The sequence below is a fragment of the Pseudomonas sp. MWU16-30316 genome (assembly GCF_020515645.1).
Taxonomy (GTDB): Bacteria; Pseudomonadota; Gammaproteobacteria; order Pseudomonadales; family Pseudomonadaceae; genus Aquipseudomonas; species Aquipseudomonas cerasi.
Genome location: NZ_JAIZAZ010000011.1, coordinates 86,532 through 106,507, shown reverse-complemented (window position 1 = coordinate 106,507; position 19,976 = coordinate 86,532). Strand labels below are relative to the sequence as shown.

At 53.5% G+C, this 19,976-nt stretch carries 20 protein-coding genes, 1 tRNA gene and 2 pseudogenes; 16 read left to right on the top strand and 7 right to left on the bottom strand.

Annotation, left to right across the window (positions count from 1 at the left end; genetic code table 11):
- Window positions 1-346: 346 nt before the first annotated feature.
- The 5 genes from LCH65_RS25185 to LCH65_RS25165 all read left to right on the top strand — a co-directional run bounded on the left by LCH65_RS25185 (window position 347) and on the right by LCH65_RS25165 (window position 4,619).
- Window positions 347-1,120: an ABC transporter ATP-binding protein gene (locus LCH65_RS25185; protein ID WP_003318317.1), complete on the top strand. Its 774-nt coding sequence runs from the start codon at window positions 347-349 to the stop codon at window positions 1,118-1,120.
- Window positions 1,121-1,133: 13 nt separating this feature from the next.
- Complete coding sequence (locus tag LCH65_RS25180; protein ID WP_005730199.1) at window positions 1,134-1,898, top strand: ABC transporter substrate-binding protein; 765 nt, start codon at window positions 1,134-1,136, stop codon at window positions 1,896-1,898.
- A 66-nt stretch (window positions 1,899-1,964) separates the two neighbouring features.
- Window positions 1,965-2,660: an ABC transporter permease gene (locus LCH65_RS25175; protein ID WP_003434735.1), complete on the top strand. Its 696-nt coding sequence runs from the start codon at window positions 1,965-1,967 to the stop codon at window positions 2,658-2,660.
- Window positions 2,657-3,346, top strand: coding sequence for an ABC transporter permease (locus tag LCH65_RS25170; protein WP_003372237.1), 690 nt, complete (start codon window positions 2,657-2,659; stop codon window positions 3,344-3,346). Before LCH65_RS25175 ends, LCH65_RS25170 begins: the two co-directional genes overlap by 4 nt.
- Window position 3,347: 1 nt before the next feature.
- On the top strand, window positions 3,348-4,619 hold the full coding sequence (locus LCH65_RS25165; protein ID WP_226439918.1) for a methyltransferase: 1,272 nt from the start codon (window positions 3,348-3,350) through the stop codon (window positions 4,617-4,619).
- A gap of 295 nt (window positions 4,620-4,914) precedes the next feature.
- Here LCH65_RS25165 and LCH65_RS25160 read toward each other — a convergent pair whose 3' ends face one another.
- The 3 genes from LCH65_RS25160 to LCH65_RS26365 form a co-directional block, all read right to left on the bottom strand.
- Entirely contained in the window at window positions 4,915-5,241 is a 327-nt protein-coding gene (locus tag LCH65_RS25160; protein WP_226439917.1) for a hypothetical protein, read from the bottom strand.
- Window positions 5,242-5,666: 425 nt separating this feature from the next.
- A complete protein-coding gene (locus tag LCH65_RS25155) occupies window positions 5,667-6,692 on the bottom strand; it encodes a DnaJ domain-containing protein (protein ID WP_226439916.1) in 1,026 nt (341 codons plus the stop codon).
- Window positions 6,693-7,132: 440 nt separating this feature from the next.
- Complete coding sequence (locus LCH65_RS26365; RefSeq protein ID WP_080053495.1) at window positions 7,133-7,345, bottom strand: hypothetical protein; 213 nt, start codon at window positions 7,343-7,345, stop codon at window positions 7,133-7,135.
- A 104-nt stretch (window positions 7,346-7,449) separates the two neighbouring features.
- Here LCH65_RS26365 and LCH65_RS25145 point away from each other — a divergent pair.
- From LCH65_RS25145 to LCH65_RS25110, 8 genes and pseudogenes are all read left to right on the top strand, one after another.
- Window positions 7,450-7,525: transfer RNA gene (locus LCH65_RS25145), tRNA-Thr, on the top strand.
- A 128-nt stretch (window positions 7,526-7,653) separates the two neighbouring features.
- A pseudogene (locus LCH65_RS25140) lies at window positions 7,654-8,200 on the top strand (integrase); the annotation flags it as partial.
- A gap of 448 nt (window positions 8,201-8,648) precedes the next feature.
- Entirely contained in the window at window positions 8,649-9,872 is a 1,224-nt protein-coding gene (locus tag LCH65_RS25135) for a DUF262 domain-containing protein (protein ID WP_226439915.1), read from the top strand.
- Window positions 9,865-10,476, top strand: a complete 612-nt coding sequence (locus LCH65_RS25130; protein ID WP_226439914.1) for a HEPN domain-containing protein — start codon at window positions 9,865-9,867, stop codon at window positions 10,474-10,476. The genes LCH65_RS25135 and LCH65_RS25130 overlap by 8 nt, the downstream gene beginning before the upstream one ends.
- A 1,328-nt stretch (window positions 10,477-11,804) precedes the next feature.
- The gene (locus tag LCH65_RS25120; protein WP_003318330.1) at window positions 11,805-12,827 is read left to right on the top strand and encodes a DNA cytosine methyltransferase; all 1,023 of its coding nucleotides are present in this window, start codon (window positions 11,805-11,807) and stop codon (window positions 12,825-12,827) included.
- Window positions 12,827-14,584, top strand: coding sequence for an ATP-binding protein (locus LCH65_RS25115; protein ID WP_226439912.1), 1,758 nt, complete (start codon window positions 12,827-12,829; stop codon window positions 14,582-14,584). The genes LCH65_RS25120 and LCH65_RS25115 overlap by 1 nt, the downstream gene beginning before the upstream one ends.
- Window positions 14,585-14,695: 111 nt before the next feature.
- Window positions 14,696-15,003: pseudogene (locus tag LCH65_RS26360) on the top strand (type II toxin-antitoxin system RelE/ParE family toxin); the annotation flags it as partial.
- A complete protein-coding gene (locus LCH65_RS25110; protein WP_226439911.1) occupies window positions 14,982-15,347 on the top strand; it encodes an addiction module antidote protein in 366 nt (121 codons plus the stop codon). The pseudogene LCH65_RS26360 and the gene LCH65_RS25110, both read left to right, overlap by 22 nt.
- Before the next feature lie 92 nt (window positions 15,348-15,439).
- On the opposite strand, the gene LCH65_RS25105 is transcribed toward LCH65_RS25110, so the two are convergent.
- Both LCH65_RS25105 and LCH65_RS25100 read right to left on the bottom strand, forming a co-directional pair.
- Complete coding sequence (locus tag LCH65_RS25105; protein ID WP_226439910.1) at window positions 15,440-16,084, bottom strand: histidine phosphatase family protein; 645 nt, start codon at window positions 16,082-16,084, stop codon at window positions 15,440-15,442.
- A gap of 99 nt (window positions 16,085-16,183) precedes the next feature.
- Window positions 16,184-16,525, bottom strand: a complete 342-nt coding sequence (locus tag LCH65_RS25100) for a DUF5713 family protein (RefSeq protein WP_226439909.1) — start codon at window positions 16,523-16,525, stop codon at window positions 16,184-16,186.
- A gap of 189 nt (window positions 16,526-16,714) precedes the next feature.
- Here LCH65_RS25100 and LCH65_RS25095 point away from each other — a divergent pair, with 189 nt between their 5' ends.
- Both LCH65_RS25095 and LCH65_RS25090 read left to right on the top strand, forming a co-directional pair.
- Entirely contained in the window at window positions 16,715-17,137 is a 423-nt protein-coding gene (locus LCH65_RS25095; RefSeq protein ID WP_226439908.1) for a DUF1493 family protein, read from the top strand.
- Between the two features lie 308 nt (window positions 17,138-17,445).
- Window positions 17,446-18,183: a hypothetical protein gene (locus LCH65_RS25090; protein ID WP_226439907.1), complete on the top strand. Its 738-nt coding sequence runs from the start codon at window positions 17,446-17,448 to the stop codon at window positions 18,181-18,183.
- Between the two features lie 10 nt (window positions 18,184-18,193).
- Here LCH65_RS25090 and LCH65_RS25085 read toward each other — a convergent pair whose 3' ends face one another.
- Together LCH65_RS25085 and LCH65_RS25080 are read right to left on the bottom strand one after the other, a co-directional pair.
- On the bottom strand, window positions 18,194-18,667 hold the full coding sequence (locus LCH65_RS25085; protein WP_024662782.1) for a GNAT family N-acetyltransferase: 474 nt from the start codon (window positions 18,665-18,667) through the stop codon (window positions 18,194-18,196).
- Between the two features lie 82 nt (window positions 18,668-18,749).
- The gene (locus LCH65_RS25080; RefSeq protein ID WP_226439906.1) at window positions 18,750-19,319 is read right to left on the bottom strand and encodes a GNAT family N-acetyltransferase; all 570 of its coding nucleotides are present in this window, start codon (window positions 19,317-19,319) and stop codon (window positions 18,750-18,752) included.
- A gap of 160 nt (window positions 19,320-19,479) precedes the next feature.
- On the opposite strand from LCH65_RS25080, the gene LCH65_RS25075 reads away from it, so the two are divergent.
- Window positions 19,480-19,974, top strand: a complete 495-nt coding sequence (locus LCH65_RS25075; RefSeq protein WP_003372272.1) for a hypothetical protein — start codon at window positions 19,480-19,482, stop codon at window positions 19,972-19,974.
- Window positions 19,975-19,976: the final 2 nt, after the last annotated feature.

Sequence of the window (19,976 nt, the reverse complement as noted above, 5' to 3'; positions counted from 1 at the left end):
GCTGTCTGTAGGATTTGTTACCAAACGCCTCAGATTCGTCTACATGCACGCACCAAAAATGCCCCAAAGCTTCTTCCAAGCGCAAACATGGTGCAGAAATCAGACCGCCGCTCAGCAAATGCTACTTCCAACACCAGGCCAAAGCTGGCAACATCGCGCCTTTTTCGCGCACGCCCCTGTTTTACAGGGCATCATGCTTGCCTTCTTGCGACCGTCCGCTGCCCGGATGAGACAACCCGTCGAGCGCCTCCACGCTGGACGCCAGACGTCGATGGTTGTCCTTTAAACGCTGTGCTAGCTTGGCGTTCGCTGGCAGCCAGCGCGCACACTTCAATGAGGACCCCACATGGCCGAGGCCACGCCCGCCCTGGAAATCCGCAACCTGCACAAGCGCTACGATCAGCTTGAGGTGCTCAAAGGCATCTCGCTGACGGCTCGCGACGGCGACGTCATATCGATCCTCGGCTCCTCCGGTTCCGGCAAGTCCACGTTGCTGCGCTGCATCAACCTGCTGGAAAACCCGCATCAGGGCCAGATTCTGGTGGCCGGCGAAGAATTGAAGCTCAAGGCCGCGCGCAACGGCGACCTGATTGCCGCCGATAACCGGCAGATCAATCGCTTGCGCAGCCAGATCGGCTTCGTGTTCCAGAATTTCAACCTGTGGCCGCACATGAGCGTGCTCGATAACATCATCGAAGCCCCGCGTCGCGTGCTCGGTCAGAGCAAGGCCGAGGCCATTGCGGTGGCTGAAGAGTTGCTGGCCAAGGTCGGTATCGCCGACAAGCGCCATGCCTACCCCGCGCAACTTTCCGGCGGACAGCAGCAACGCGCCGCCATTGCGCGTACGCTGGCCATGCAACCAAAGGTTATCCTGTTCGACGAGCCGACCTCGGCCCTCGACCCGGAGATGGTTCAGGAAGTACTCGGCGTCATCCGCGCACTGGCTGAAGAAGGCCGGACCATGCTGCTGGTGACCCACGAAATGAATTTTGCACGTCAGGTATCAAGTGAAGTGGTGTTTTTGCATCAGGGAATGGTCGAAGAACAGGGCACACCGCAGCAAGTGTTCGAAAACCCGCTGTCGGCAAGGTGCAAACAATTCATGTCGAGTCACCGCTAACGGAGCAACACCCATGCAGTCGTACAAAAAGATCTTGCTGATCGCAGCGGCCACCCTTGCCTTCAGCGGCAGTGCCTTTGCTGAAACAATGAAAATGGGCATCGAAGGTGCCTACCCGCCGTTCAACAACAAGGACGCGAGTGGCCAGGTGGTGGGCTTCGACTATGAAATCGGCCAGGCCCTGTGCGCCAGGATGAAGGTCGAGTGCGAAGCGGTGACGTCAGACTGGGACGGCATCATCCCGGCGTTGATGGCCAACAAGTTCGACTTCCTGATCTCGTCGCTGTCGATCACCGAAGAACGCAAGCAGGTGGTCGATTTCACCAACCCGTATTACTCGAACAAGCTGCAATTCATCGCGCCGAAAACCTCCTCGTTCGACGTGTCGAGCACTGAAAAAGCCAAAGAAAGCCTTGCCGGCAAGTCAGTGGGTGCACAGCGCTCGACACTGGCCGCCACTTGGCTGGAAGACAAGCTCGGGATCATGGACGCCAAGCTCTATGACACTCAGGAAAACGCCTTCCTCGACCTGTCCTCCGGTCGCGTCGACGCCATGCTGGCCGACAAATACGTCAGCTTCGAGTGGCTGAAAAGCGAAGCGGGTCAGAACTTCGAGTTCAAGGGCGAGCCTGTCGTTGAAGACGACAAGATCGGCATCGCCGTGCGCAAGGGTGACGACGCCCTGCGCGAGCGCTTGAACGCGGCCCTGAAAGAAATCATCGCTGACGGCACCTACAAGAAGATCAACGACAAGTATTTCCCTTTCAGCATCCTCTGATTCACCTGACCGCGTCGCCGCCGCTTCCTGTCGAAGCGCGGCGACCGGCCCTGACAAAGCCTGCCCATGAACATTGATCTCCACGGATTCGGCCCGGCCCTTGCGGCTGGCGCGCTGATGACGGTCCAGCTTGCACTCTCGGCCCTGTGCCTGGGGCTGATACTCGGACTGCTCGGCGCCTTGGCCAAGACCTCGCCCTACAAGCCGCTGCAATGGCTGGGCAGTACCTACTCGACCCTGGTACGCGGCATTCCCGAACTGCTTTGGGTGTTGCTGATTTACTTCGGCACCGTCAACGGCATGCGCGCTCTGGGCAACCTGTTCGACATTCCTGACCTGGCCCTGAGCGCCTTTGCTGCCGGGGTCATCGCCCTGGGCATTTGCTTCGGTGCCTACGCGACCGAAGTGTTTCGCGGCGCGATTCTGGCCATCCCCAAAGGCCATCGTGAAGCCGGGCTGGCGCTGGGCATGTCACGCTCGCGCATCCTCTTCAAACTGGTCCTGCCGCAGATGTGGCGCATCGCCCTGCCCGGCCTGGGCAACCTGTTCATGATTCTGATGAAAGACACCGCGCTGGTCTCGGTGATCGGCCTGGAAGAAATCATGCGCCACGCGCAGATCGCCGTGGGCTTCACCAAGCAAGCGTTCACCTTCTATATGGTCGCAGCCTTCATGTACCTGGGCCTGACCGTGCTGGCCATGGCCGGCATGTACTTCCTTGAGAAGCGCGCCAGTCGCGGCTTTCTGAGGAGCGCGTCATGAACTGGGAAGTCATCATCAAGTGGCTGCCACGCCTGGCACAGGGCGCGACCCTGACCCTGGAGCTGGTGGCGATTGCCGTCATCGCCGGGCTGATCCTCGCCATCCCGATGGGCATTGCCCGTGCATCGCGTCACTGGCCGGTGCGCGCCCTGCCCTACGCCTACATCTTTTTCTTCCGCGGCACACCGCTGCTGGTGCAACTGTTTCTGGTCTATTACGGGCTGGCGCAGTTTGAGTCGGTGCGCCAGAGTGCGTTGTGGCCATACCTGCGCGACCCGTTCTGGTGTGCCGTGGTGACCATGACCCTGCACACCGCCGCCTACATCGCCGAAATCCTGCGTGGCGCCATGCAGGCGGTGCCGCCAGGTGAAATCGAAGCGGCACGGGCGCTGGGCATGTCGAAATGGAAGGCGCTGTTCTACATCGTCCTGCCACGCGCAGCACGCATCGGCCTGCCGGCCTACAGCAACGAAGTGATCCTGATGCTCAAGGCCAGTGCGCTGGCCAGCACCGTCACCCTGCTGGAACTGACCGGCATGGCGCGCACGATCATCGCCCGCACCTATCTGCCGGTGGAAATCTTCTTCGCCGCCGGCATGTTCTACCTGGTCATGACCTTCGTGCTGGTGCAGGGCTTCCGGCTGCTGGAAAAACTATTGCGTGTAGACGCAAGCCAGGGTCGCTGATATGAAAGGTGCTGGCGTCGATCCAGTCAGCACCTTGCCACACGAGGCCGCCACCATGCCCTCTGAACCTCGCTTGCAGGATGAACACCTCAGCAGCCACTTTGGTGCGCTGGACAGCTTCCTGTTCGCGCATCAGGCCTTGTGGCGACCCAAGCCGTTCACGCACCTGACCCTGCCATGGGAAGACAAATACCCTGACCTCGCGCACTGGCTGCGACAACGCACGCTGGAACAGGCCGAGGCCGCGCACAATCACCCGGAACACCTCGACGCGCCCTTCCCGTTCAAGCAACTGGCCGCCGAAGCCGTCGCGCTGAGCCACGTCGCCGAACTGCCCGTGCATGCGCTGCAGCCGGTCGAGCCGCGCATGAGCGTCGATGTGCCGGGGCGCAAGTGGCAGCAGATCGAAGCCTTCGCCAGCCATCTGGACATGCGTGACAGCACAACTCACTGGCTGGACTGGTGCGCTGGCAAAGGCCATCTGGGGCGCCGCCTGACCGGGCCCGGCCAGCGTCTGACCTGTCTGGAGCACGACCCGGCGCTGATAGAAGCAGGCCTGGCCCTGAGTATGCGGCAAGGCATCGACGCCAGACATGTGCAGCAGGATGTCATGGCCGACGACACGTGGCGCTACCTGCAACCCGAACACACGCCTGTGGCGCTGCATGCCTGCGGCGACCTGCACATTCAGTTGATGGAGCTGGCCAGCCAGACCGGCTGTCGGCACATGGCGATTGCGCCGTGCTGCTATAACCGCACCCGGCACGACCTTTATCAGGCGCTGTCCAGCGAGGGCAAGGCGTCCGGCCTGAAGCTGTCGCGAGACGAGCTGGGTCTGCCACTCAGTGAAACCGTGACAGCCGGCGCGCGCGTACGCCGTCAACGCGACATCTCGATGGCCCGTCGCCTGGGCTTCGACCTGCTGCAGCGCCGCCTGCGCGGCATCGATGACTACTTGCCCACACCGTCGCTGCCAACGTCCTGGCTGGATGCGTCCTACACGGACTACTGCAACCATCTGGCAAAACTCAAGCATCTGCCTGCACCGGGTCAACAGGACTGGGCCGCGCTGGAGGCCGCTGGCTGGAAAAGACTGGCCGAAGTGCGCAACCTGGAACTGGTCCGCGATCTGTTTCGGCGTCCGCTGGAGATGTGGCTGGTGCTGGACAGAGCGATGTATGTGCGTGAGCAGGGTTACAGCGTGAGCGTTGGCACTTTCTGTGACAGCCGGATTACACCGCGCAACCTGCTGATTCTGGCTCGAAAATCGTGACGTAAATCGATTGAGCAACCTGTGGATAAGTCTGTTGATGAAAATGTGGATGAGTGCGTTAAAGCTTGGCGCGCCAGTTACTGAAGCCCCTTATTTTTTTCCGCAATCCTTCCCGTAACCCGCAAAAACAATGCCTTGCGGCTCAATGCACCCGACTGCACACAATTACCCGACTGCGCAAATCTTTATCAGCAAATTGTGCATAAAGATTTGGTAAAGGCTCTGGCGCAAGCGTTTTGCGCGGCCCAATCGTGCACACGCAGACGCCTGTGCACGAGCTGTCCGGCGTAAGATTTCAGACCTCTTCGACACACTCCAGCGAGCGCTCGACCATGACCTTGGCCATTTCCAGCATGTGCATGGAAGCGAACGCCAGATCGCGTTTCGAACCGGTCAGTTCATCGCCGAGTTCGTGAGCGGTGGCCGATGCGCAGCGCAGAAAATCCAGCGCGTGCACCAGGGTGGCTTCCAGGCTGATGAAGTCGAACTTGCTGTCGTGGGGTTCCTTGGCCGGTCGGGAGATTGGCAGGTAACACTCCATGGCGCGCTTGACCACAGCCTTGTCGAAGACCGGTGCGGCGCCGGACGGTTTGTTGGGCGGATCGGGGGTTACTTTGACCATGCTTTAGCTCCTTCTATTGAAGTCGCTGCCATTCCGCTACTAAACGAAAAGGCGGCAACTGTACGCGAGTTAGTAGACCGGTGAGCTAAGAACCGGCGCACCCGAAGGTGCCAAGCGCACAGTCGCCATAGCATCAGGACGAAGCCTAATGAAACGCGGCTGTGTTACGCCTTAACTCACTGCGGGCTACTAAACCCGATCGCTGATGGGCAGCGACGGGGCGGAGATTAGAAGCCCAGACAGAGGGGCGCAAGCGGTCGGGGATTCTCTCGGAAATGTCCTTCAAAAGAAAGAGACGGTGCCTGCAAAAACCGGCCTGAAAGCGTTGCAAAACATGATCTCAACACACGTGCGCAGAACCCGTGGGAGCGAGCTTGCTCGCGAAGACTGAATACGCAGCGCCGCATTCCTGTCATGACTCACTACTAAAACTGATCATCCTTCAACCGCGCAAACGGCACACTGCGGTTCTGCAGCTTACGCAACGTCAGCTTATAGGCACTGGACTTGATCTGACTGCCCATCGGCGTCTCCTCCAGCAAAATCCGCCCCGACGCAAAGGCACAGCCCGTGCTCATCATCTTGTACTTGAGCAGGTACAGCCCCGGGTCCATCTTGGCGAACACAAACACCGCCCCGGCCGGCACAAACGCATGCCGAAACGCCCTGCGCCCCACCGCATCCGTGACCTTGGCATACACCGCCGACTCGCCCGCCGAGTTATCCACAGTGATCTGCGACCAGCCGTTGTCCTTGAGCACCGGCATGTCCTTCACATAGCCCGCCTTGTCCGGCCACGGCGCGCCCATCGGATCAAGCGCCGGCACGCCACATTCGGACGCCGCCGCATCCACCGGCTTGGCTGGGCTCGCTACAGGCTCCTCAACCGGCGCGGCAGGCATGACAGGCGCGGGCTTGACCCACGTCTGCGCAACCGGCGCAGGCTCGGACGGCACAAACGACTTGCCAGCACCCGGGTCGTAGCCCATCCATGCGCCACCCGCGCAGAACACCGCAAACAACAGCGCCCAACGCCATGCACTGCGACGGCGCTTGTCAACGGAAGGGGATGCAGAAGCATAGGCAGAAGACTTGGGCGCCGGCCCCGAGCGAGCCGCCTGAGACGGCGCAGCAGCAGTGGCTGCAGAAGTGGCCGCATACACATGAACCGCCTGCCCACGCGCAGCATGCGCCTGCTTGCGGCGCGCAGCGTCCATACGCGCCTTGTGCTCATTGGCAGCGAGCTGCGCATCATAAGCCGCACGCCGCGAAGGGTCAGCCAGCACATCGTGAGACGCGTTGACGACGCCCATCATCTCCGAGGCGTAAGGATCTGGATTCCTGTCAGGGTGCAGCTTCTGCGCCAGCTTGCGATAAGCCTTCTTGATCTGCTCAGGAGAGGCATCGCGAGCGACACTCAGCAGCTCGTAATGCGTAGGCGTTCTCTGCATTGCACTTGCTGTCCATGGCCGACTGCCATTTTCGATACAGCTGTATCGGCCAGAAAGCCGGTAGCTCCAGTGCAAATCCGACGCAACAGCAACCAGCGCACAGGAAAATGCCCGAATCCAGAGGATCCGGGCATTTCTTGAAACATCGATGAAGCCTTCGTCGGCATCCAGACGCACATTCATGCGATTCAGACAGCCATCCTCAGCCCATCCTGCGCAAAGCCAACAGGCCAGGCGCACCTGCAAATATCCTTCAACAACTCTTCAGCGAATGACCAGCCTGCGGCAAACAACACCCCAAACCTCGTTACGATCCATCGCATCACTCATCAGATAGTCCTTTATCTGCCTGGCTGAAAAGCCAACGACCCGTGCTGCTGACTCAGTAGCCTGGGCCGTTGAGAACAAGCCTATGCAAAGCCCTCCTGCCCCGCAACTGCTCAAAAATGGCGGGGTCGGATGGGTGCCTTCTTGAGCGCCAGATAGCCATCAAGGCTAGACATATCGGTTTGCAAGGCCAAGTGAAAAATCCAGCGTTCCGTGATGCACAAGCCGTGTGCGCCAGCGGCAAAATCAACGCCCGAATTCAACGCCATCCGCCCTGCCACACAGACCAATCCGTCCAAACCAACAGAAACGTCCTGCACCACCACCTGCCCACATCCGACCTGAAGCGCCAATGGTCGATTTTTTTCAACTGAATCAGACAGCTAGGCTTTACAAGCGCATCAGACTCTATATACTCGCAGCCCATTACGCCGGTATAGCTCAGTTGGTAGAGCAACTGACTTGTAATCAGTAGGTCCCGGGTTCGACTCCTGGTGCCGGCACCATACAAAAGAAGGGCTTGCAGCGATGCAGGCCCTTTTTTTTGCGTTACACGTAACAAGCCACGTAAAAAGCGCGCTATTTTTGGCATACCCATCCCAATCTAGGTAAACGTCTGCGTCAATAGAGGCGCGACCGTGCCTTGTCGTTCGGTAGACTGGCGCGCAAAGAGAAAGGCGGCTGTCCGGAGTACCTGAGCTACGTGATGGAGATCGGTTACCTGTGCCGCTTGCGGAGCATTGAGACCATCACACTGACCGATGCCCATGAACTAGCCGAAGGAATTACGACCAACCGGCGCAAGGGTAGCCGGGACAACATTGTACTTTGGATGCCGCGATTGCGCGCCGCCTGGGAGGGGGCGAAGGTATGGGCGCGCAAATCAACGATCGTTCCAATTCGTCCCGATCGACGCTACATCATCGTGGCCGGCCATGGTGGGGCTTTACCTAAATCTAGTCTGGATACGGCATGGCAAAGATTTATCACGTCGGCCATCGAGGACGACACCATAGGGGCAGGGGCCGAGCAGCGGTTTGGCCTGCATGACCTCAAGCGGCGGGGTATTACCAACACGGCAGGCAACCTCGCGGACAAACAGGAAGCCAACGGTCACCGGGTCGGGGCGATGATGGACGTCTTACGACCTCAGCGGTCCCCTAGTCAATGCTTCTCAGACGTCACGAGGGTCTGATTACGCTTTAGGCCTTAATCCAAAACCGTGCTCAGTGGTGGGCCAAGCCCCGATTTCTGGCGGCCAGCAAACGCAAAAAAGTCCGCATGCGCGGCCTTTCTGTGGGAGCAGATTGAACATAGGACGCGTCATGCGTATTTCAGATGGCTGCTAAACTCTACCCCTTGTTGCCTCTTGCAAGCGGTGGGGTTTGCCCAATAGCGTTTAGGGGCCATTCAGCAAACGCAGAACTTGCAACCGACGGTAGAACATCTGAGACTACCTACCGATCCAAGGTAATTCGTATAATAAATACCGACCGGACAGCACGTTCAATTTTTTTGATGTGGGCGGTTTTATAAATGGAGTGGGTTTTTTGATAGCCTAGCTTTACCAAGCGGTAATTCTGAATTAGGATCAATGAAAAATTAATGATACAAAAAAGGAATTTGCGCATGACTACTGATTCAAATGACGAAATTATTTTCACCGAAGACGAAAGCCAATTAGAGAGTGAGAAAGATATTGATATTTCTCACGAAAACTTCGATTTCTCATCCATCGCCATTAGCGCCAGTGATTGGACGACAGAAACAATTGTGAGCCAGATAGACAAGGGAAACATTTTACTGAGCCCCGATTTTCAACGGCGGGATGCTTGGGATATTTCAAGAAAAAGCCGTTTTATTGAATCTTTGATTTTAGGATTTCCGATTCCTCAAATAGTTTTAGCAGAGTCAAAAGCAAAGAAAGGCTCTTATATTGTACTTGATGGAAAGCAACGTCTATTAAGCATTCGGCAGTTTTTCGCTTCAGCAAACCAATCGGAAAGCTACAAGAAGCTGACTCTAAAAAGCCTAGATTTAAAGCGCGATCTAAACAATAAGACCATTGAAGCTCTAAGAGAAAACCCGCAGTTCTTGAACGACGTCGCATCCTTGGAAAACCAGACGATAAGGACCGTCGTAATTAAGAACTGGGGAGATGAGCGTTTTCTGTATCATGTTTTCCTCCGTCTGAATACTGGGAGCGTACCTCTTTCACCTCAAGAGCTTCGACAAGCTCTACACCCAGGCCCTTTCGTTAACTTCTTAGAAAAAAAGTCTACCGACTCCTCTCAACTAAGAGAAATTCTTAAAATCAAGTCTGCTGATTTTAGAATGCGCGACTCCGAACTTTTGCTCAGGTACTTCGCCTTCAAAGGCTTCTTAGAAACTTATAAAGGTGATTTAAAGAACTTCCTTGATTCTACCTGCAAGTACTACAATGATCGCTGGCCAGATTGCGAGGTTGAGGTTAATGAACAGTACGAGCACTTTATAGCCTCGCACGAAGCTGTTAAAGCAATCTTTGGTAGTCACGCTTATAGAAAATGGACAGGTCAACAGTACGAAACCAGGTTCAATAGGGCTGTATTTGACGTTATGATTTTAGCGTTCTCACACGCCGAGGCGAGAAAAATGGCCGTTGGCCGTTACGAAGAGATTGAGCGAGCATATCAAGAGGTTTGCAGCGAGTCTGCTTTCCTAACTGCAGTGGAGTCTACTACTAAGAGTATGGATGCTACAGTGACAAGACTATCAATCTGGTACACAAAACTAAATGAGTTGATTAATTCCAGTTTGGGAATACCAAAAAAGGAGAACGGCAACATAGTAGTGAAGAAACCTCATGAGTAATACTCTTAGGTACTCCGAGCTTTCTAACAGGCTAGCCGAGCTTGAGGAGCACCTTATTACTAAGGAATTTAGTGATATTGGTGATTATGACGAGCATGTTAAAGATATGGCGCGCGGCTACAGACTTTTAGCACATGCTGAGATTGAATCTTATGTGGAAGATGTCGTAAGACAGATTGCCGATAAGACTTTAGCTAAATGGCAAGCATCTAATATCGGTAGTAAGGAGCTAATTAGTATTTTGGCTGCATTGAAAAATGACCCTGAAATATCAGAAAAGCAACTTAACGCATTAAAAACAACTGAAGAGACAGTTAATTATTCTTTCGTCTTACTCAAGAAACGCATTGCTAAAAACAATGGAATAAAAGAAAAGGATATCAAAGCCTTAATGTCCCCGATAGGATTTGATATTGAAACCCTAATTCCCGAGCTGTTACCATTACTAGACAGCTTTGGAACTAAACGTGGAGAAGTAGCCCACAGCACTTCATTAAAAAAAGAAATCAATCCTAAAGACGAGGTCGCAGACGTCAAAAATATACATGGATATCTTGAAAAACTAGACCAAAAAATGTTTTTAATCATCGAATCACTCACCTAATAATAAATAAGTAAGTTAGGGTGAGAAGGTGAGAAGGTGAGAAGGTGAGAAGGTGAGAAGGTGAGAATAGTTTATAACGCTTAGCACCGATTTTTCGCTTCCAAAGCTTCGGTGTGATAGGTGGATTTGGGCCGAAAGCAGATACCCTTTTGGGGGTTCACTCAATTCGGCTGGTGCTTTCTGGAACACGTAATAACAGCCAAGGACATTAGGCAGGGCGGCATTTTAAAGACCTGGACACGTAACAAAATACCTAAAAGCCATTGATTTTAAAGAAAAAAATATCTTATCGGTAATCAGTAGATTCCGGGGGGCGCCTCTTGGTGCCGGCACCATACGCTAAAAGGCTTATGCCAACTTTCGGGTTGGCCTTTGTCGTTTCTTAGTTAGACTCAAACAAGAAACTGACACGCTAAGCGTCTTGCTCAGTAGCCCTCTTGGTTTTCGGCGACGCTCCTTTACCCCGCTTCGTCAAAAACTTGCTGAGTAGATCTAGATGTTCCACCCAGAGAGCTTCTGTAAATTCGACCAGCTCAACAACCTCTAGGCGACGCTCTCCACGCTCGCATTTGGAAACGAACGTCTGCGTGTTTCCCAGCAGATTTGCCAAGTCCATCTGAGAGATGCCCACCCTCCCCCTATACTCATGCAATACGGCACAAGCAGGAGCTGATAATCAGAATTGTGGGTCGAGTTAGCCATGAAAACAGTGACCAAGAGTTCACAGCACGGTAAAGTCCATTTCGGGATAGTCCAAAACTGACTATTTTTACTCTTGGCCATTAATGGGCTTCAGAAATGCGACCCAAAAGCCCTCTTCTCGCACCAGCCTTTTTGTCCCCAGCGCTTGCTTTGGCAGAGCCAAGCCCGCTCAGAAAAACTTCATCCTTTATCTAGTAAAAAGCGGCAAAGGACCGAAGGCGAAGGACGCAACATGGATGACCGACTCGAATCTATACGTGGGATTGTTTGACGACCGCTCAAGACGAGATGGCTTTGCAGACTACATCTGCCCTGTTACAGGAGACCACGGCATGAGCCCTAGGCTCGTCAAGATAATCGACATCGTGAAGCTGGTAAGCACCGGGAAGTTTGTCGAAATTGGCAAAGCGAGATGCGTCTAGGCACCTTTGACGGGGCGCTTTAAGGCAAATCATCACATGAAGCTTTATAGCGCCCCTCACGATAGGTAGAATGACGACCATCAATCTCAGCAGCGATATATCTCTCTTGAAAAGCGGGTTTGCGCCCAGTCCGAGGCGATTGGTACTGTTGATAAGGCGGACCGTTTCAATCACTACGATTTACACCCCATGGGCGGCTTCAGGATGAAATTTACTTTTACGGCTATTGACCTTTTTTCAGGGTGCGGCGGCCTCACACAGGGCCTGAAGGATGCGGGCTACGAAGTAAAAGGAGCAGTGGAGATTGACTCCAAGGCTCGTAAAACTTTTACCATGAACCATGCTGATGTCCCGCTGGTCGGTGAGGACATCAGGCAGCTTTCTGCGGAGACTTTGATGCGAGAGTCAGGCCTTGCGATCGAGGAGCTGGATCTTCTAGCAGGCTGCCCTCCATGCCAAGGATTTTCAACTCTAAGATCAAAGAATGGTCGAAACTCCTTAACTGATAACCGCAATAATTTGATTGATGACTTTGCACGTTTAGCTTTAGCTCTGCGACCGAAAATGATCATGATGGAAAATGTACCAGCCTTATCAAAGTTTGAAAAATTTCTTACCTTTGTCCGTCAACTAGAAGAAGCTGGCTATTCTGTTTTATATAAAGTTCTAGACGTGTCTAATTTCGGTGTAGCGCAGCGCCGTAAGCGTCTAATTTTGTCCGCCAGCCGAATTGGCCAGCCCTGTTTAGCTTCACCCTCAACAGCCTCTTTGACTGTACGAGATAAAATTGAGCATCTTCCGGGGGCGGGATCAAGTGGTGACGCCTTGCACGACTTGCCTTCTCCTAGGCGAACAGCACGAATCGAAGCACTTATTGCCGCTATTCCAAAAAATGGCGGCAGTAGACATAGCTTGCCTTCCGAGATGCAGTTAAAGTGTCACCTTAATACAAACGGCTTTAATGATGTATACGGACGAATGCACTGGGACCAAGTCGCCCCTACAATAACGAGTGGATGTATAAACCCTTCAAAAGGGCGTTTCCTACATCCTAACGAAAATAGGCCGATAACTCTAAGAGAAGCGGCTATATTGCAGGGCTTCCCTGCATCCTACAAATTTGACGCATCTCATGGAAAAGAGGCCATAAGTCTTATGATAGGAAATGCCCTTCCACCGCCTTTTATTGCAGCACATAGTGCGGCTATGGCGGAGGCACTGAAGTAATGAGAAATATAAAAACTCTCATTGAAGCCATTGAAAAAAAATTTAAGAAAAAAGAATTCGATAAATTTATCCACGAGATAAATTTTCCGAAATTCAAAAGCTTTGCCCCAGGCCTTAAGCTTGAAATAAAGTTTCCCGTTACGGTTGTGGTTGGTCCGAATGGAGGTGGTAAAAGCTCAATATTGCATGCTGCTTGGGGTATGCCATTGCGCTCGAGCACATCTCGATTCTGGTTCTCAACGCCGGTAGATCCAATTGAGTTTGATGCAAGCAATCAGCACAGATACTGGTACTCACACTATATAAAAGAGATCGACCAGATAGTCCAATGCAGAAAAATGTGTGGCAATAAAAGAAACGGTTACTGGGAACCAACTCGTCCAGCCATCCAAGAATCCATGAGCGCAATGCCTAAGTCAACGGCTGACAATAGCGTATTCATGAGCCCTAGCGGCGATCGCTGGATTCAAGTCAAGCGGACTCCCCATTATATAAACTCAAAAGCTGAATCCAGTGCTTTCGAAAGATATTTCTATTCAGTCGGCCACTCTACCCTGGAGGCAAAGCAGGATAGTTTTGTAAAGTATTCCCGACAACTAAAGCGAGCTATAGATAAGAACCTTCAAACCTTAACCTACTATGGAATCGAACGCCTAAAGAGCAACTTTAAAATCTCTCAAACTCAGTTAGACGCAATAAACCGAATTCTTGGCAAAAAATACAAGTCGGCGCGCTATATCAACCATAACCTTTATGACAAAAACTTCTCCCCTAGCGTTATATTTGAAACAGAACAACGTAGCTATTCAGAGTGCTTCGCTGGTAGTGGCGAGCTTGCAGTAGTAAATTACGTATTATCTTTAGCTAAACTTTCTAATTACGATCTACTACTACTCGATGAACCTGAGACGTCCCTGCATCCCGGCGCTCAGATGAAATTACTTGAGTACATACTTTCAATTGTCAAAGAAAAGCTGATACAGGTTATAATATCTACACACTCGCCAACCTTTGTGGAAGCTCTTCCGGTAGAGGCATTGATAGTTCTTGAGGATACGCCTGAAGGTATTTTAGCACGTAAAGAACCCTCTAAAAGCTCCGCATTCTATCGTCTCGGCCACATTGACAATGACAAGATAACGATTATAACGGAAGACAGGTTGCTTGAAGCATTAGCTATACGCGCAGCTAGCTACATGCCACCGGAGTTAAGAAAGAAACTTGCTATTTTTGGTGCTGAAGTTGGAGCATCAGAAATGCTTTCAAATCAAGTCCGTGCATACGCCCAAACGGGCGATAAAATTCTTATGCTTCTCGACGGAGACCAATCTGAAATTCAGAAAATTTATGACCTGGATCCAGCGGACTTATCTGAATCCTCTATAAAAGCTCATATAGCATTCTTGAAAAATCAAAAAGTATCTATTGTAGGCACTCATCAAGACCTAACACTTTGGATGCAGTGGTGTAAAAATCATGTTGTACTATTAGATCAAGTATGCCCAGAGCAAATATTCTTAGAGCTTCTGGATCCTGCTCATCCGTATCTTAAAAAGACCAACACTACAAATTCTGACTTCAAATCAGCGGTGCGTGATGTTCTTTATAAAAATGGCAATGATAGGTCCTCAGAAAGTCAGGCAACTCTGTTTAAGTTTTTACTAGGCCAGGTTTTGCCAGGTGATGCTGTAGAGATAAAAGTTAAGCATTTAAGCAATAAGTTACTTATCAGAATTAAGGCGATGGAAAGTACATAGTCAAGTAGATGCGCCTTGAAGTTGATCGCCGTCATCTGATTTCCGATTAACGGTCTCGCTGTGGATAAGAATATTCAGCGATCGAACTGTATCTTTCAAGGTACATTTTTCATCTGGAAAGCGGAATACGTACCGTCTGCCAACGGGGTGGACATCTATCAGGGTTGGCTCGACAACGTTCGAGACACGCGATCCAAGGCAAGAATCACTACCCGGATCGACCGAGCGGCGCTTGGCCACTTCGGCGTAACCGAGCCGGTGGGTGATGGGGTCTTTGAGATGAAGCTGGATTTTGGGTGTATTACGCGGTTCAGGGCCAAAAAATACTTTTCCTCTTGGGTGGCGGTTCAAAGGACAAGCAGCAAAACGACATAGACCAAGCCAAGGCTCTATGGAAATGTCACAAGGTGAAAAAGAAATGGCGACTCGTACGCGTTCCCATGATGAAAGCGTTCTGGAAATGCTCCGTGAAGACGAAGCGTTTGCCATCGAATACCTGTCTGTTGCGCTGGAAGAAATCGACGAAGATGGAGGTAAAGACGTTTTCCTTACGGCTATCCGTCGACTGATCGAGGCGAGAGGGGGCATGGGTAATCTGTCGAAGAACACGGGCTTGGCCAGACCTAACCTTTACAGGTCTATCGCTGCTGGCGGCGACCCGAAGCTTTCCACCATCCTGAAGGTGCTCCAGGCACTGGGCGTGGGAATGTCAAAGGTCGTTTCGCACAGAGCTGACATGGGCAGCCAGAGCCCCGATCAGTGATGATTCCTCCGCCCGAAATGGCGCCGCTTTCACGGCAACGAGCAGTTTTTTGTAGTCGTCAGAGCGCCATCTGCAAGTGAAGCTGTTTGGCTTCATCTGCTCTCAGCGTTCTGTGAGGGTTGTGAGCATATTCGCCAGTCATCAGCGCCCACATGCCTGCACAGTATGTAGCCACCACCATTGGGCACATGGTTCTTGATTTCGTACTCACGCCATTCCGCCATCGCTCGGCCACAAATGTCCTGCGGCTCACGCTCGATCAGCCAGGCGACGGCATTGATGAATTGCCCATGCGAAAACACTGCGATGTCTTGGGCAGGATGCTCCGCAAGTCGAGCCAGGAAGGCCTGCGCTCTTGCCATAAATCCTGAAAAAGATTCGGCGCCTGCTCCATCCGTAAACGCTGGGTCTGACTTGGCCCAATAGGCTTCAACCCAATCCCGCCGCTGAGCAACGGTCGTGTTAGCACATCGCGCGGGTTCGAGGTAGGTAAATTCTTGAATGGGCCAGGTTTTAAGCGGGGTGGCAGGGAAAGTAGCTGCGGTCGCCATGGCGGTTGCCTGCGCTCGGGAAAACGGCGAGGCGACAATCAAATCCGGCGCATGAGTGAATGATCGGGCCACTGACTGCGCTTGCTCTACCCCCTTCAACGTGAGAGGGATAGTCGCGTGATCCACACTGGCTTCGCCTGCGTTGGCGGCGCTTTGTCCGTGACGAATTAGTCTGACCTGCTTCATTAATCAGAGACTCGCGTAAGAGGCAGAGGCTGAGCGCATTCAAGCATACGCCCCCATCTGGCAAAACCCGTCAGCATCAGGGGACATACAGGCGGTTGATTACCACTCACGCGGCGCAATCAGTTCCTCAATGTCCGCGTCGGTGAAACCATAAGCGTCTGCTATCCGTACGAAATCATCGGCAATGGTCTCGCGGGCGACGGTTTCGATCTCACTGCCGTTCTCTTCGAACACCTCCTCCAGCTCGTTGATTTGCTCTGTCGCTTTGTGAGTCAGGGCATACAGCGCGTCCAGGTCGGAAGGCTCTTGTTGCTCGATTTCGCGACACAGGTTGACCAGCACGTCTTCGCACATTTTCACAACGGCATCAGGGAAATACTCGTCCTGATACATGCCTTTCAGGAAGGTGTGTTTGGCCATGGTTTCATTGGTCAACTGCATGGGTATCCCTCGTCGATGCACAGTGGGCGCTCAGTCAGTCCAATTGAGGTGATAATCGGAGATGCATTGCAAGATTATTGCCCACTCTGCAGGCTGGGCGTATACGGCGGCGGAGCCAGGGCTGATAGCCTGCAAGACAGTTGTAACTGAAGACTCCATTGTGAGCACCGAAGATCAGGTTTTCTAACCATGAACGAACCCCTTGATTACAAAATAATGGATAGCATTGTCGTCTGCATCAACGATACCGCGGGCTTTGGAAGAAAGGCGTTTGAAAGCTTCAGCTTGGCGACCGATGTCGCGAGGGACATGGGCGTTGATGGCGACGATGCAAATGATCTCATGGTCGAGTTCTTCGAAAGACTTTCTATCGATCTTAACGATTACGACCCTTATCGGTATTTTTTGGAAGAAGGTTTCAACTTTTTTTCCTTCAGGCGCGCCAAAGACAGACGCGGAAACATTCCGTTGAGGGTGGGCATGTTGTATTCAGCCTTGAAAGCAAGACGTTGGGATACGCACGCATTTGAACAAGCCACATTCAGCGATGCTCCACTGTATGAGCGCACAGAAGATATTCCGATTGATGGCTACAAGATAAAGAGCCGTTGATCTTGCCTACGTGATCCGCTTGGTATGCATGTTATACCCCAAGCGCCTTACGAAAAGTGAATGCGCTCGGTGATGACGTCAGGTCGCAGCAATCCACGTAATTCAAACCCCCTTTCAGCGTGACGGAGGTTTCCTGTGCGCGTGGCCTTGAGCAGGCCGCGACGTGCCAAGTTCTATCGGGAAACAAAAGCTCCCGAGGCAAAGCTCACGGAAACAACCTGAAAACCTTCGTCCTCCCCAAACTGCTCAAGCTTCCCACCCACCCCGTCGATACCTTCCATACAACCCCGCAATCATGGATCGATGAAATGGTTATCTCACTAACCCCCGGCAACAACACCTCTCCAACCATCACCCTGCCCAATTCCGGCATTACGCTCACGCCGCAGCCGCTCACCGATGCGCAGAAAGAAGCGCTGAAGAACGCTGCCGCCAACACGCCTGCCGTTGTTTATCACCCGAGTACCGAAGTGCCTGCGACCACTGAACCGATGGAAGCAGTCGATACCTGGATAGGCCGCTCGCAGTCGCCTGATTTCCCAAAGATGGCGGCGCAGCACAGTAACTCGACGGAGGCGTTGAAGACGTCGTATGAAGCGTTCACGTCGACGCTGGCGTCTGTCTATCCGGATCTGGCCAGCAAGAAGTTTGGCTTCACGATTGAGGCAAACGGCAATCTGAAGGCGACCAACAGTTCCGGTGAGTTGAGCGAGGCGGATACCAAGCAACTCAATACATTGTTGAATGCGTCCAGCGGGCTGAAAGCCGCTGCGGCTACCTATCGGGAGACGGCCATTGATATGGTCGACGCCGATTCGCCCTGGAGCGGCAGTTATCTGGGTCGCTACAACCTGAACAAGGAGAACTTCGCTAATTCTCTGGACTTGGGCGCGCTGTTTATTCCCAAGACGTCGACGCCATCGAAAGATCAGATCGACGGCATGTTCTTCAATCAACTGGCGTACAAAGGTGAGCTGCACACCCAGGAATCGGAGGCGGCCATGCTCGCTGCACGTGCGGCGGAGAAAGCTGCCTCGGCGGGTTGATCCCAACCCGTCAGCACATCGGCAAACGTGGCGGGCGGAGATAGTAGTTATCGAACTCGCCGCTCTCAACAAGCTGAAACCCATGGCGGACGTAGAAGCGGTTGGAGTCGCTTTCTTTCAGGGCGCCCACTCGTACTGTGGATGCGGTTGCGTCCGCTTGCGCGAACACTTGCCGAAGCACGGCAGCACCGATGCCCTGCCCTTGAACAGCAGGCTTGATGTACAGGTGATCCAGCAGCAGGCCGTCGCTGCTCGGTTTGACGACTACAAAGCCGACCTTGCTGCCGGCGACCTGGATGTAGTGCGTGCATGACGCAGAAAATCCTTCACGAAAACGCTCTCGGGCGCGCACCGGATCGAACCGGCCAACGCGCTCGAGGCTTTCGCGCATGGCTTCGATACGGATGGCCACCAAGGTTTCGAAGTCTTCGGGCTGGACCGTTACCAGGGTGATATCGGGTTCGATCTTGCGGGTCAACGGCATTCGGGTCGCTCCCTGTTTATTGAGCAATATCACTTGGGCTGGTGGTGATGGGCAACAGGTTAATGCCGGGGCGGCCTCTACGTCAGACGTTCGAAGTGCCTGCTTGCAGCGCTCGCGCCAACCACTCCTCCCGCGTCATCTCCCAGACTTCTACCTCGAACCGTCCGCCAACAAACTCCCCGTCCTGGGTGCTCACCTTGCGCATGCCTTCTCTGATCGAGATGCGCCGCGAGGCTTCATTGGGGGCGGCTTTGGGCACTTGCATCAGGGGCATGCCCATCACGTCGAACCACTGTCGATTGATCGCGCGGCAGGCCTCTTTCATGTAGCCGTGGCCTTGCCAGTCCGGGTGCAGCCAGAAGCCTCGGTTGTTGCCGGGATGGGTCATCAGGGTGATGCTGCCGATGATGTCGCGGGGCGCGCTCTGCAGGCGGATCATCCAGTGCCATTCGGTGCCGTTTGCTATGGCGGGCAGTGCGACGTCCTGAATGTAGCGCAGCGCACCGTCCTGTGGATAAGGCCAGGGGACGCGGTTGTTCAGGTAGCGCACGATGTCCCAGAGCGGAAAGCGTTGCTGAACCGCAGGCGCATCCTCAAGCTGCAGTGGCGTCAGCAGCAGGCGGTCGGTGTGTAGCGTGGGGGTGATGGTCATGACGATGTCTCTGTTCGTCGAAACGTGCTCACTGGATGAACGGTCCCGTATGCCGGGGATTTAAGTCGAACTGCTGGCTGCAGGTGGGGGTCTATCCAGCACCTTTTATACATCGGTAACACCAGTGCCCAGAATCATAACGGATGAAACACCCGCGAAAGTGGTGGATGAGCAGCAGGTCAAATTGTTTGGCTCGCCCAAGGAACGGCTGGATTTTTATCGACGCGAAATTCATTACGAAACCACCAACCTCTCCAACCGCACCAACGCCTATTTGTCGGCGCAGTCATTTCTGGTGATCGCCTACGCGTCGTCGATGGCCAACATGAACACGGCCTGGGGCGCGATGTTCACGCTGGTGGTGCCGCCGATGCTGGCACTGTTGGGGCTGCTCAGTACGCTGTTCGCCTGGCCGGGTATTCGGGCGGCGTGCGACATCATCCAGCACTGGCATCACAAGCAAGCGCAACTGTTGCTCAGCGAGCCGGTCATCGGGCTGACCTATGACGATTCGCCGTTGTTCAGCGATTGGGAGTCCAGCGAAACCGGGCCGAAAAAGTCCTTGCTGTTCTCCAAGCGCAGTCCTTGGCTGTTCAGCTTTTTCTGGATATTCCTCGGCAGTTTCGCAGTGTTTGTTCAGTTGGTCGCGGACTGAGA